15 protein-coding genes are annotated in these 12,536 nt (G+C 69.9%); 9 read left to right on the plus strand and 6 right to left on the minus strand.

Translation table 11 applies throughout. From position 1 onward, the window contains the following. Positions 1 to 41 precede the first annotated feature (41 nt). Both ASF06_RS04010 and hemE read right to left on the minus strand, forming a co-directional pair. Complete coding sequence (locus tag ASF06_RS04010; RefSeq protein ID WP_082500724.1) at positions 42 to 1,490, minus strand: protoporphyrinogen/coproporphyrinogen oxidase; 1,449 nt, start codon at positions 1,488 to 1,490, stop codon at positions 42 to 44. Positions 1,491 to 1,608: 118 nt separating this feature from the next. After that, a complete protein-coding gene (hemE, locus tag ASF06_RS04015) occupies positions 1,609 to 2,685 on the minus strand; it encodes a uroporphyrinogen decarboxylase (protein WP_235500883.1) in 1,077 nt (358 codons plus the stop codon). A 56-nt stretch (positions 2,686 to 2,741) separates the two neighbouring features. Here hemE and ASF06_RS04020 point away from each other — a divergent pair, with 56 nt between their 5' ends. Genes ASF06_RS04020 through ASF06_RS04030 form a run of 3 tightly spaced genes read left to right on the plus strand, consistent with a single transcriptional unit; the run spans position 2,742 to position 5,100 of the window. Beyond that, complete coding sequence (locus ASF06_RS04020) at positions 2,742 to 4,076, plus strand: glutamyl-tRNA reductase (protein WP_055943568.1); 1,335 nt, start codon at positions 2,742 to 2,744, stop codon at positions 4,074 to 4,076. Beyond that, positions 4,077 to 4,682, plus strand: coding sequence for a GNAT family N-acetyltransferase (locus ASF06_RS04025; protein WP_055943571.1), 606 nt, complete (start codon positions 4,077 to 4,079; stop codon positions 4,680 to 4,682). It begins immediately after the preceding gene. Next, complete coding sequence (locus tag ASF06_RS04030; RefSeq protein ID WP_055943574.1) at positions 4,675 to 5,100, plus strand: NUDIX hydrolase; 426 nt, start codon at positions 4,675 to 4,677, stop codon at positions 5,098 to 5,100. The genes ASF06_RS04025 and ASF06_RS04030 overlap by 8 nt, the downstream gene beginning before the upstream one ends. On the opposite strand, the gene ASF06_RS04035 is transcribed toward ASF06_RS04030, so the two are convergent. Further along, on the minus strand, positions 5,083 to 5,748 hold the full coding sequence (locus ASF06_RS04035; RefSeq protein WP_055943577.1) for an NAD(P)-dependent oxidoreductase: 666 nt from the start codon (positions 5,746 to 5,748) through the stop codon (positions 5,083 to 5,085). The genes ASF06_RS04030 and ASF06_RS04035 overlap by 18 nt on opposite strands. A gap of 61 nt (positions 5,749 to 5,809) precedes the next feature. Here ASF06_RS04035 and ASF06_RS04040 point away from each other — a divergent pair, with 61 nt between their 5' ends. From ASF06_RS04040 to ASF06_RS04050, 3 genes are read left to right on the plus strand one after another with little or no spacing between them, the layout of a single operon-like run. Continuing rightward, positions 5,810 to 6,409, plus strand: a complete 600-nt coding sequence (locus tag ASF06_RS04040) for a TetR/AcrR family transcriptional regulator (RefSeq protein ID WP_055943581.1) — start codon at positions 5,810 to 5,812, stop codon at positions 6,407 to 6,409. Between the two features lie 52 nt (positions 6,410 to 6,461). Beyond that, entirely contained in the window at positions 6,462 to 6,857 is a 396-nt protein-coding gene (locus ASF06_RS04045; RefSeq protein ID WP_055943584.1) for a PPOX class F420-dependent oxidoreductase, read from the plus strand. Further along, a complete protein-coding gene (locus ASF06_RS04050; protein ID WP_055943587.1) occupies positions 6,854 to 7,363 on the plus strand; it encodes a VanZ family protein in 510 nt (169 codons plus the stop codon). Before ASF06_RS04045 ends, ASF06_RS04050 begins: the two co-directional genes overlap by 4 nt. 78 nt (positions 7,364 to 7,441) lie before the next feature. Here the strand turns inward: ASF06_RS04050 and ASF06_RS04055 are convergent, their stop codons facing one another. After that, a complete protein-coding gene (locus ASF06_RS04055; protein ID WP_055943590.1) occupies positions 7,442 to 8,494 on the minus strand; it encodes an aminotransferase class V-fold PLP-dependent enzyme in 1,053 nt (350 codons plus the stop codon). A gap of 81 nt (positions 8,495 to 8,575) precedes the next feature. On the opposite strand from ASF06_RS04055, the gene ASF06_RS04060 reads away from it, so the two are divergent. Further along, a complete protein-coding gene (locus ASF06_RS04060; RefSeq protein ID WP_055943593.1) occupies positions 8,576 to 9,559 on the plus strand; it encodes a LysR family transcriptional regulator in 984 nt (327 codons plus the stop codon). A gap of 92 nt (positions 9,560 to 9,651) precedes the next feature. Here ASF06_RS04060 and ASF06_RS04065 read toward each other — a convergent pair whose 3' ends face one another. After that, complete coding sequence (locus ASF06_RS04065) at positions 9,652 to 9,939, minus strand: putative quinol monooxygenase (RefSeq protein ID WP_055943595.1); 288 nt, start codon at positions 9,937 to 9,939, stop codon at positions 9,652 to 9,654. Between the two features lie 39 nt (positions 9,940 to 9,978). Between ASF06_RS04065 and ASF06_RS04070 the strand changes: the two genes are divergently transcribed. Next, positions 9,979 to 10,467, plus strand: coding sequence for a hypothetical protein (locus tag ASF06_RS04070; protein ID WP_055943597.1), 489 nt, complete (start codon positions 9,979 to 9,981; stop codon positions 10,465 to 10,467). Between the two features lie 52 nt (positions 10,468 to 10,519). Further along, complete coding sequence (locus tag ASF06_RS04075; protein ID WP_235500884.1) at positions 10,520 to 11,527, plus strand: diacylglycerol/lipid kinase family protein; 1,008 nt, start codon at positions 10,520 to 10,522, stop codon at positions 11,525 to 11,527. Here the strand turns inward: ASF06_RS04075 and ASF06_RS04080 are convergent, their stop codons facing one another. Next, positions 11,528 to 12,448: a serine hydrolase gene (locus ASF06_RS04080; RefSeq protein WP_055925474.1), complete on the minus strand. Its 921-nt coding sequence runs from the start codon at positions 12,446 to 12,448 to the stop codon at positions 11,528 to 11,530. Positions 12,449 to 12,536 lie beyond the last annotated feature (88 nt).

The following is a 12,536-nucleotide window of genomic DNA, read 5'->3' on the forward strand; positions in this document are numbered from 1 at the left end:
GAGCGGGCTGATTTCGCGGGCTGCAGTGTGTTAGAGGCCTGTCACGCGGGCGCGGCGCCCGTGCGCAGCTCGAAAGCGAAATCGGATGCGGCGGGCCGCGACTGCGCGATCGTCGCGGCCAGCCCGGTGCCCGCCATCCAGGCCCCGACGACCAGCAGGCCGGGAACGGCATCCACCTGCGCGCGCACAGCTTCGACTCGGGCGCGGTGGCCGACGGTGGCGAAGGCCAGGGAGTCGTTCCAGCGCGTGACGTCGAAGCCGCGCACCGAACTCTCCTCGAGGGTGAGGCCGAGCAGGGCGCCGGCGTCGGCCAGGGCCTGTGCCCGTGTCGGCGACTGGGCGACGACGTCTCGGTCGTAGGACAGGCGCAGCACGTGACGGCCGGGGCCCGCGGCCTCCGCCAGCCAGTTCCACTTGGCGGTCGCGTGGGTCAGCGCCTTGGCCTGGATGCCGGGAACGCCGGTCGCGACGAGCACGCCGGTTCCGCGCGGGGCGGCGTCGAGTCGGGAGTCGTCGACGATCAGGGTGGCGAGCTCTACCGAGGCGGGCTCGGGCCACGACTCCGGGGCGCCGGTGTCGAGGCCGACGCCGCCGCTGAGCAGCGCGAGTCCCGTGCGGAACGACGTGGCCACGATGACAGCCCGCGAGGTGATCTGCACGGACTCGTCGGCGACGACTGCGGTCGTGACCCAGCGGCCGCCGCTCGGGACAGGCTCTGTGCTCTGCACCGGCGTCGACATGCGGAACACCACCCCGAACTTCTCGCAGTCGGCGACGAGCGCCTCGACCAGCCGGAACATGCCGCCGTCGATACCCGCGACAGCCGAGCCTGCGGCCACCTTCGACCCGCGCTCCTCGAGCAGCGCCAGCACTGCTCCCGACAGCGAGCCCTGGTTGGTCATGGCCTTCGTGAGGCCGGGGGCCACGGCGTGCACGTCGATCACCGTCGGCGACGCCGAGTGGACTCCACCGACGATGGGCGTGACAAGACGATCGAGAACGGCCTGACCCATGCGTCGGCGCACGATGCCGCCGAGGTCGGTCTCGGGGCGCACACGCAAGAGGGGCATGTAGCGGTCGAGCTGGGCCCGCAGAGAGCCCTTCCACCCGAGAATGCGGCGCACGTCGTCGGCGAGCGGGGCGCCCGGGATTCCGAGCAGGCTGAGCTTCGGCAGCGGAGCGGCTCCGTCGGGCAGCTGCACCCAGGCGCCACGGGGATTCGGGGTCACGATCGCCTCGCCGAGGCCGAGGTCGGCGATCAGCGATGCGACGGGGCCCGGCTTGCCCTTCTCGCCGCCGCGGGTGGCGAAGCTCTCGGCCCCGCTGTCGAGCCGGATGCCGTCGACCGTGTGCGTGGCGACGAATCCGCCCGGGGTCTCGGCCGCGTCGAGCACGGTGACGCGCAGGCCCTTGCGAGCGCACTCCCGGGCAGCGACGAGTCCCGCGACGCCCGCTCCGATCACCACGACGTCGGTGTCGACCGGGTTCATCTCGGTCACTCGAAGCTCCAGGTCCGCACGTTCGTGTCGCCACGCCGCTCATCCGCGCCGTCAGCCGGCGTGTTGGGCGATTCGTGCTGACTGAGCACCGAAGTCGCAGCCGAGGTGTTCATCGAGAGTGCACGAGGTCGACGATGCGGGTGAGCACGGCGGGGTCGGTCTCAGGAGGAACACCGTGGCCGAGGTTGAGAACGTGGGCGGGGGCGGCCTTGCCGCTCTCGAGAACGTCGAGAACGTGCTTCTCGAGCACCGGCCACGGCGCCGACAGAAGGGCGGGGTCGACGTTGCCCTGCAGGGGAACGCCGCCGCCGAGGCGACGGCTGGCCTCGGCGAGCGGGATGCGCCAGTCGACTCCCATGACGTCGGCTCCGATGTCGTGCATGGCCGAGAGCACCTCGCCGCTGCCGACTCCGAAGTGCACGGTGGGCACGCCGAGGTCGGCCACCGCCAACAGCGCCTTGGCGGAGTGCCGCTGCACGTGGGCGGTGTAGTCGGCGAGCGACAGCGATCCCACCCACGAGTCGAACAGCTGCGCCGCCGAGGCCCCGGCGAGAACCTGCGCGCGCAAGAACTGGCCCGTGACCGTCGCGGCCCAGTCGAGCAGGCCGGCCCAGGCATCCGGGTCGGAGTGCATGAGGGTGCGCGCCCTCAGGTGGTCCTTCGACGGACCGCCCTCGACGAGGTAGGCGGCGAGGGTGAAGGGGGCCCCGGCGAATCCGATGAGCGGCGTGCTGCCGAGTTGGGCGACCGTGCGGGCGACACCTGCCGAGATCGGTGCGAGCGCGGCGGGGTCGAGGGCGGGCAGCGCGGCCACGTCTGCGGCGGTGCGCACGGGCTTCGCGAGAACGGGGCCACGACCGGGAACGATGTCGACGTCGACGCCGGCCAGCTTGAGGGGAATCACGATGTCGCTGAAGAAGATGCCCGCGTCGACTCCGTGGCGACGCACCGGCTGCAGCGTGATCTCGCTCGAGAGCTCGGGGTCGAGGCAGGCGTCGAGCATCTGCGTTCCCACGCGCAGCTCGCGGTACTCGGGCAGCGATCGTCCGGCCTGGCGCATGAACCACACGGGGGTGACGTCGCCGCGCTGGCCCCGGTAGGTGGTGACGAGGGCGCTGGATGCCGTGCGCCCGTCGACCAGGGGATGTTCGGCGGGCAGGGCGGGTGCGGCGGTTGTCGAAGTCACCGGGCGATTTTACCTGCGCTGCCTGAGCGGTCTTCTACACGACGTAGACTTGGCTGGTGCTGCTCTGCCTGACTGCGAACCATCGCAACGCCAGCTTCGATCTTCTCGAGAAGCTGTCGATTGGCGCACCCTCCCTCGCGACGTCGCTCGTCACCGACAGCGACTTCATCCAGGGCGCCGTCGTTCTCGCCACCTGCAATCGCTTCGAGGCCTACCTCGACGTCGACGAGCCCCTCACCGCCGCGGCAGCCCTCGCGGCCGAGCAGGCCATGGAGGTGCTGGCCGAGGCATCCATCGTCGACGTCGAAGACGTGCGCAGCACCCTCACCGTTCTCTGCGGCGACACCGTGGCCGAGCACCTCTTCTCGGTCTCGAGCGGACTCGAGTCGGTCGCCATCGGCGAAGACGAGATCGCCGGCCAGGTTCGCCGGGCCCTCACCACGGCCCGCGTCGAGCACACCACGTCGAGCGACCTCGAGCGCCTGTTCCAGCGGGCGTCGAAGACCTCGCGGGGCGTCAAGACCAAGACGGGTCTCGGCGGCGCCGGCCGCAGCCTCGTGCGCCTCGCCCTCGATCTGGCCGAGAGCCGGATCACCGACTGGGCCAGCACCACGGTTCTGCTCGTGGGCACCGGGCGCTACGCCCGCGCCAGCCTCGCCGCCCTGCGCGACCGCGGCGTCACGAACGTGCGCGTGTACTCGCCGTCGGGCCGCGCCGCCAACTTCGCCGCCTCTCATGAGCTGCAGGCCGTTGCGAAGGCCGAGCTGATCGCGGCGATCGCGGCATCCGATGTGATCGTCACCTGCAGCACCGCACCCACCGTCGTTCTCACCGCGGCCCAGCTCGCCGCGGCCGGCGAGCTGCCCGACGCCGTCGAGCGTCGTCTGGTCATCGACCTCGGCCTGCCGCGCAACGTCGACCCCACCGTGTCGACGGTCGCGGGCACCGAGCTGCTCGACCTCGAGACCGTCAGCCTGCACGCACCGCTCGAAGAACTGAACGCCGAATCCGACGCGCGTGCGCTCGTGGGAGAGGCCGCGGCCGAGTACCGCGCATCCCGCGCCGAGGCCGAGGTCACCCCGGCCGTCGTGGCGCTGCGCTCGCACCTCTTCGACCTTCTCGACGCGGAGATCGCGCGGGCACGCTCACGCGGAGATTCGTCCGACGAGACCGAACGGGCGCTGCGGCACCTGGTCGGCGTGATCCTGCACACTCCCTCTGTGAGGGCCCGCGAGCTGGCTCGCACCGGCGGCACCGAGACCGTGTTCGCGGCCGTCGAGGCGCTCTTCGGCCTGCAGGCCTCCCCCGCCGATGCGTCCGACGCATCCGGCGCTGTCGAGGCCGTCGTCGCTTCCACCCTTCCTCTTACTCACCGCACCCACGGAGGCTGAGTGAGCGACGAGGCCCTGCTGCGTGTGACAGACCCCATCCGCACCGAGCGCCTCCTGCTGCGCACACTCACCCCCGATGACCTCGACGACGTCTTCGCCTACGCCGGACGCGACGACGTCATCCGGTACCTGCCGTGGCCCCAGCGAAATCGCGACGAGGTGGCCGAGCACCTGGCGAGGCGGCTGAACACCACGCTCGCCTCCGATGGCGACGTGATCGTGCTCGGCATCGAGCTGCCCGCCACACCGGACGACCCGGAGTCGCGACCCCGCATCATCGGAGACATGACTCTGGTTCTCTCCAGCGTCGAGCACAGGCAGGCCACGATCGGCTGGGTGCTGAGCCCGGAGTATCAGGGCAAGGGCTACGCGGCGGAGGCCGCATCCCGGGTGCTCACGCTGGCCTTCGACGAGCTCCACTCGCACCGTGTCATCGCCGAGCTCGATCCCCGCAACACGGCGTCGTCGTCGCTCTGCTACCGGCTCGGCATGCGTCTCGAGGGGCATTTCGTGCACAGCGAGATCTTCAAGGGAGAGTGGGGAGACCTCGCCGTCTACGCGATCCTCGACGTGGAGTGGAACGCCCGGAACGCGCTCGATGGCTGAGCGCTCCGGCACCCCTGGGCTGCCCACGATCCTCGTCGCGGCGGTGGCGCTCGTGCGCGACCGCCGGGTTCTGATGGTCACGGCCCGGGCACGCGATGTGGTCTACATGCCCGGCGGCAAGATCGACGCCGGCGAGACCGCGTTCGATGCGGCGATCCGGGAGGCCCGCGAAGAGATCTCGGTCTACCTCGACCCCGCCTCCGTGTCGGAACTCTTCACCGTGACCGTGCAGGCGCACGGCGAACCCGAGGGTCGACTGGTCGAGATGCGTGTGTTCCAGGCGTCCACGCCCGACGAGCCCGTCGCATCCGCCGAGGTCGACGCCGTGCACTGGGTGACCACTGCCGACGCCGACCGCTGCCCACCGGCCGGCCGAGAGACGCTTCGACATCTGGCCGAGCTAGGCCTGATCGACTGACCCCGCCCGGTACGAGCTGACATCGCACGTGTGCACGGCGGACGCATCCATGACGGTGCGGAGGTTGTAGGCCGCGCAGTCCCGGAAGGGCGCGATGCTCACCGCTTTCGAGGATCGATGCAGTACACCCTTCGACGGCCCGTCTGAGCCGATGCCGGCGCGATGCACCATCCATTCGATATCGCGAGCCTCGTCGGTCAGATAGCGCATGACCGCCTCGTTGTCCTTGTGCTGCCCGATGAACTTGCGCGCGACGGTCGCACGGAGCACTCGGAGTGGCAGTGCGAGCTCGGTGCCGGGCGCGGCGCTGAGCCCGCCGGCCTGGTACAGGAGCCGGTCGACGCCCTGGCGACGCAGAGCGGGCACGAGGCGGCGCATGAAGTCTGTGGCGACCGTGCGCTCTCTTTGCAGTGCCGCGTCGCCGATCATCATGACGACCGCATCCGTGCCGCTCGCGAGTGCATCGAGGTCGACGTCCTCGGTGATAGAGCCCTGCATGACCGTCAGGTCGGGGTGCCGCGTCGTGACCTTGGAAGGGTCGCGTGCGATTGCGCGCACACGGTGGCCCTGCTCGAGTGCCAGTCGCGTGAAGTGCCTGCCGGTCTGCCCGGTGGCGCCGAATACGAGAAATGGCTTTGTGGTTTCCATATGTCTATCTAGACACTGTCTAGAAAAATAGTCAATGCCTAGATTGGATTAAGATGGGGAAATGACCGACAAGCCCTTTCATCACGGCAACCTTCGGGCCGTTCTGCTCGAAAGAGCGGAGGCGATGCTTCGCGAGGACGGTCTCGACGGGTTGTCGCTGCGCGAGCTCGCCAGGCAGGCAGGCGTGAGCCACGGGGCGCCGCGAAGCCACTTCGTGGATCGCCAGGCCCTGCTCGATGCCCTTATCGAGCGCGGCTTCACTCGCCTGACAAACGATGTTCGGCGCGCTCTCTCAGGTCATGGATCGCAGCGAGCCCGTCTCGGTCGTGTTGCGCAGGCCTATGTTGATTTCGCCATCGACGATGCGGCCCTCATGGATCTGATGTTCCTCGCCAAGACCACCGGGCTTCCCCCGGCGAGCAGGGATGCGGCCGCAGGCCTGTTCCAGGTGCTGGACGAAGCGATGGGCCCGTCAGACCAACCGAGTCAGGACCCGTCGTCGCGGGTGAGCTTCACCCTGCTCTTCGGCGCGACGATGCAGGGCATCGCTGCGCTCGTCTCATCTCACCGGATCACCCGCGAACAGGGCGACAGCCTCGTCGACGAGGCCATGGATGTGCTGCTCGAGTCTCGCCTGGGCACACGGGCGATCGCTCAGTGACAAACGACTCGTCGACCACGGCAACCGCCCGTCGGCGATGTAGGGTGCAGCAATGACACTGGATGCCGGGCTCGCCTCGATCGCCGACGAGCGGTTCGTTTCGCTCACCACTTTTCGCAAGAACGGAGAGGGAGTGTCCACTCCCGTGTGGATCGCCCGCGACGGCGACGCCCTCATCGTGACGACTCCCGACGGCACGGGCAAGGTGAAGCGGCTGCGCAACGATGCCCGCGTCGAGCTGCGCCCCTGCGATCGCATGGGCAAGGTCGCAGACGACGCCCCGACCATCGGCGCTCGCGCAGAAATCGTCGACACCGACGAGGCCCGCTCGAGCCAGGAGCGCATCTTCCTTGCGAAGTACCGCCTCGAGTACCGCATCTTCATGTTCATCGAACGCCTCGGCAAAAAAGGCAAGAAGAAGCGTGTCAGCCTGCGCATAACGGAGTGAGGGGCTTTCCCTTCGAGCTCGCCTACGCGGCACTGCTCGCCGTGACCGGAGTCGCCGGCATCGTTCTCGCTGTGCGCGGCTCCCGATCGAGCCGCGGCACGCGCGACCGCCGTCTTCCTCGCGGCGACCGCATCGCGATCGCCGTCTTCCTCGCCGCGTGGCTCGGCGGACTCCTCTTCATGACGCTGCGCCCGAGCTCGGGCAGAGGATCGCTGCTCAACCTCGTTCCCCTGAGCTTCCAGGGCCCGGGTGCCGTGGTCGACGCCGTGCTGAACGTGGGCGTCTTCATGCCGCTCGGACTGCTGCTCGCGGCGGCGGCCATCCGGTTTCCGGTCGCACTGCTCATCGGACTGCTGCTCTCGGTGACGATCGAGCTGAGTCAGTTCGTCGCGCAGGTCGGTCGCACGTCCGACGTCAACGACCTCATCACGAACACCACGGGCACGGCTCTTGGGTGGGCCCTCGGGGCTGCGGTGGTGCACATCCGTCGACGGATCGACGGGTAGCGCGATCCATCCGTCAGTCGATGCCCTTGTCGGCGGGTTTGAGCGCATCTTCTGACGGGTGGATGCCCTTCGACAGGCTCAGGGGGAGGCGGCGAGCGCTGCTAGCACGTCGGCCACGTCGCGTGCGTCGTTCCAGAGGTGGAACGCCACGCGCGCGCATCCGGCCCGGCCCGACGCGACGATGCCGGCGGCGACCAGCGCCTGCAGGTGCCGGCCATCGGCATCCGGCCACGTGACGATCGCCTGACCGCGGCGGGGAATGCCGAGCCCATCGCAGAGCGCGTCGCCCAAGGCGACATTGTGCGCATGCACCTCGGCGAGGTCGAGCGACGCGAAGAGCTCGATCGCGGGCTCGGCGCCCACCCACACGGGCCAGGCCGGCGACACGTCGAAGCCGCGTGCATCCGCGGCGAGGTTCATGTTCGGTCCGTAGCACGACCCCCAGATGTTCTCGCCGGCGTACCAGTTCGCCTGAAGAGGGGCGAGCGTCTGCTGGTAGCCCTCGGCCAGGGTCAGAAAGGCCGCCCCGCGCGGCGCGCACAGCCACTTGTAGGCATGGCAGACCGTGGCGTCGAAGAGCGAGGCGTCGACGGGCATCGCGCCGGCCGCCTGAGTCGTGTCGCACAGGGTGAACGCGCCGTTCGCCCGGGCCGCCTCCACGATCGCGTCGACGTCGGCGACTCTGCCCGACGACGACTGCACCAGAGAGAACGCCACGAGATGCGTGGCCGGGGTGATGGATGCCGCGAGCGCCTCGAGCGCGACGTGCCGCACCACGACGCCACGGCCCTGCGCCACAACGAACGGAAAGACCATCGAGCTGAAGTCCCCGTCGACGCACAGCACCTCGCGGCCCGCCGGCACCGCCGCGGCCAGCACGCTGACCATCGCGGAGGTCTGCGATCCGATCGCCACGCGGCCCGCGTCGATGCTCATAAGACGGGCGAAAGATGCGCGGGTGCGGTCGATCACGGCGTCGTACTTCGCCGGCGAACACGCGCCGCTCGCCCAGTCCGCCTGGTCGGCCCGCATCGCCTCGAGCGTCGATGACGTCGCCAGGCCCAGCGAGCACGCGCCGAGGTAGCGTCTGCCTCCGACGAACTGGGCACGGGCCTCGGCGAGTGTGGTCATGAATCCAGAGTGACCTCTCATGACCCATTGGACAACGGCAGCTTGGGCATCGCTGACATAAGCCCCAGTTATGCTGATCGCATGACCCTGACCCCTCCCTCCCGATCGAGCCTGGCCACCGATCTCGACTCCCAGACCCTGCGGGTGATCAGGGCCGTCGCCGACAAGGGGTCGATCACGGCGGCCGCGGCCTCGCTCGGCTACAGCCAGCCTGCGCTCAGTCAGAGCATCCGACGGCTCGAGGAGAAGCTCGGCATGCCGGTGCTCACCCGGGTCGCGCGCGGTGTCGAGCTCACCGAGGCCGGCGAGGTGCTCGTACGGCACGCGGCCACGGTGCTGCGGGCCATCGACTCGGCGGCCGACGAGCTGTCGGAGCTCTCGGGGCTGCGCTCCGGGCTGGTGCGCATCGCGGCGTTTCCGTCGGCGTCGTCGACCGTGGTGCCGCGCCTGCTCGGCGACATCACGCGCCGGCATCCGGGCGTGCGCTTCAGCTACCTCGAGGCGGAGCCGCCCGAGGCCGTGCAGGCTGTGCGCGACCACGCCGCCGACATCGCCCTCACCTTCAGCTACCCGGGCGACCCCGACGACCCGCACCGGGCGAGCGCCACGGGGCTCGCCACGGTGCCGCTCTGGCGCGAGCAGATGCTGCTCGTGGTTCCGGATGCGCCGGGCCTCGGCGATGGCGCGATCGAGCTGGCGGGTCTCGCCGACTCCGGCTGGATCGCCGGCTGCCCGCGGTGCCGCGGGCACCTCGTCGAGCTGTGCGAAGCATCCGGATTCACCCCCGCGCTCGGCTACGAGACCGACATTGTGCAGGCGGTGCTGGCCATGGTGGGGGCCGGCCTCGGCGTGGCGCTGCTGCCGTCGCTCGCCCTGTCTGCGACGCCCCTGCCGGCCGGCGTCACGACCAGGCCGCCGGCGGCCGCCGACTACCGCACGGTGCACCTCGTCACGGCGCAGGGCTCGGCCGGGGTGCCCGCGATCGGGGCGACGATCGCGGCGATCCGCTCACTGGATGCCGCCGCCTGGGGCCTCGAGGCCCTGTCGCATGCGCTGGTCACGTGACGCGCTGAGGTGCGGGAAGTGGCCGCTACGACGACGGTTGACGCGGCCACCTTCCGCACCTCAGTGAGGCCAGCGCAGGAACGTGCGTGCGGCTACTCGGTCGGAGCAGGGTCGATCTCGTAGCGGCGCTCGATGCCCGCCGTCGCGCGGCCCCACTCGCTGTCGGCGACGCGCCGCTGGTGCTCCGCGAACGACTCCGCATCCTGAAACAGCTCGTCGACCTGCCACACCAGCTCATCGTGCGTGCGCGTCACCTCGAACGAGACGCAGCCCGGCTCCGCTCGAGTGAGCTGCGTGTGCAGGGGCAGATTCTCTTCGACCACGCGAACCTGTTCGAGGGTGTCGCAGACGAGCCGACCGGTCAGGCGCACAGGACTCATGAATCGAGAGTGGCACACGACCGACTGTAGGGTCGAAACATGGGATCCCGAGTTCGCGTCGCGCTCTCGACCTCGCTGCTGGCCTGCGCTCTCGGGCTCGGCCTCGTGGGCTGCATCACGACGACGCCCTCCCACTCGACCTCCTCGGTCGAGCGCAGCGCCGACGAAGCCGAGGCGACCCTGAAGTCGATCCCGGGAGTCTTCGACGCCTGCATCGGCCACGCCAAAGACGGTTTTCAGACGTATATGAGTATCAACATCGAGCTCTCCGACGACTTCTCGGGCTCGGACACCGATCTGCTCGACCAGGTGCTCAGGCAGGTCTGGTCGCAGACCGAGGTCGCGCCCGAACGATACGCGGTCATCCGCGTGACCGGCGCGGGCCGCACGGCATCGGGAGTGGCGGCGGCCCTCACCGAGCTCGATATCCGCTCGATGAAGTATGCCCAGACGGCGCTGTCGATGATCTCCGCCGATCTCGAGGCCCGCTACGGCGCCTGGCCCCAACGCCTCGCCCAGACTCGCTGACACCCCGCCACACGGGGTCGGGCACGGCCGGCTGGCACTATTCTTGGCTGGCGTGACCGGAGATTCTGCTGTGGCGATACCCCGCCGGAGGGCCGCCGTCGTCGTCAATCCTGCGAAGGTCTCGGTCGAGACACTGCGCGCCGCCGTCGCCGCCGAGGAGGCCCGCTCCGGCTGGTCGGCCTCGGAGTGGTTCGAGACGAGCGCCTCAGACGACGGCAGGTCGGCAGCCGAGGATGCGGTGCGCTCGGCTCCCGACCTCATCGTCGTTGCCGGAGGCGACGGAACCCTCCGGGCCGCGGCTGAGGCCCTGGTCGACAGCGGCATCCCGCTCGGGCTGGTGCCGTCGGGAACCGGCAACCTGTTCGCCCGCGAGCTGAGCCTGCCTCTGAACGACCTGACGACATCCATCGCCACCGCGTTTCGCGGCAGCGACCGCCCTGTCGACGCGGGCCTCGCCGTTCTCGAGCGAGCGGATGGGCAAGAGTCCCAGCACGCGTTCCTCGTGATGGCCGGTATCGGTCTCGACGCCCACATGGCCGGGCACACCAACGAGCGTCTGAAGAAGCGCATCGGCTGGCTGGCCTACTCGGACCCGATCGCCCGCAGCATCTTCGGCAACAGGCAGTTCGACCTGAACTATCGCCTCGACGACCGGCCCGAGGTGGCGACCCGCGCGCACACCGTGATCGTGGGCAACTCGGGCATGCTCACGGGCGGCCTGCTGCTGCTTCCCGCGGCGGTCATCGACGACGGGCGGCTCGACGCCGTCATCTTCCGGCCGGGCCGCGGCTCGGGCTGGACCAACATCGGCTATCGCCTCGCCTTCAACCGGATGCTGCACCGCACGGGGTTCGGCCGCCTGGTCGCCAGTCTCACCCCGATCCCGCGCGCGATCCGCTGGGCCCAGGCGTCCCGCATGCGGGTGCGCTTTCCGGCGGCCCAGGAGATCCAGCTCGACGGCGACACCCACGGACCGGTCATCGCCGCCTCGCTCTCCGTGCGGCATCACGGGCTCGTCGTGCGAGTGCCCCGCGTGCCTGCGGCGCTCGATCGCGACTGACTAGAAGACGTACTCCAGGATGTCCGTTCCGAGCGTGCGCATGCCGTCGAGCACCGCGAGCCTGCCGGTGAGATCGGTGTCGTTGAAGCGCATCGTCACCGCGTAGGCGACGGTCGCGCTCGGTCCGCGCAGCACGCCGGCCTCGCTGCGCACGCCCACGTCGGTGCCCGTCTTGTTGGTGAGGATCAGTCCGTGGTCGCTGGTGCGATGCGCGAACGGGTCGAGCCCGAAGGCGCTGGCGACCATCGACAGGTCCGAGCCCAGGGCGAGCCACTCCATGACCTGCTGACTCGTCGCCACGTCGACGATCTCGCCGCGCGAGAGGCCCGCGAAGAGCGTGGCGAGCTCGCGTGCGGATCCGACGGAGAGCTGGGGCGCGTCGTCCGGCCCGCGGTAGTCGCGAACGGTGTCGAGCAGAAAAGTGCGGGTGAGACCGAGCGCCTCGCCGCGGGCGCGCACGGCGTCGAGACCGACCCGCCTGATGAGCACGTTCGTGGCCAGGTTGTCGCTGGCCGCGCCGACCAGCGCGGCGACGTCGCCGACGGGAAGCGCGGGCACCTGAAGGTGCTGCCAGAGGCCCGAGTCGGCCACCGAATCCTGGGCCGTGCGATTCAGGATGCCGTGGGCCGTCTTGTCGCCGGCGCTCAGCCGGGCGGCGACCTCGATGAGCAGAAGCACCTTGCCGATCGAGGCCGTGGGAACGGAGAGGTGGTCGTCGACGGAGAAGAGCAGACGGCCGCTTTTCACGTCGATCACGCAGGCGGTGATCTGAACTCCGGACAGGGCCAACTGGGTGAGGCTGGCAAACCCGCGGCGGAACGAATCGTCGCCGGCCGGGGTGGCACCCGAGCGGGCGCGTCGGGCCGTGGGCGCGTCGGGCGAGTCGCCTCGCCTGTTGCGCCGCCTGGTGGACTCCGCCATCTCGCCCCGCTTCTACCGACCCCCTCTTCGCACGGTCGCATGGCCGAAACTCGCGTGAGGGATAACGGGTATCGTGCCACATCCACCT

Source organism: Agreia sp. Leaf244, from assembly GCF_001422695.1.
In the GTDB taxonomy this organism is placed as follows: Bacteria; Actinomycetota; Actinomycetes; order Actinomycetales; family Microbacteriaceae; genus Agreia.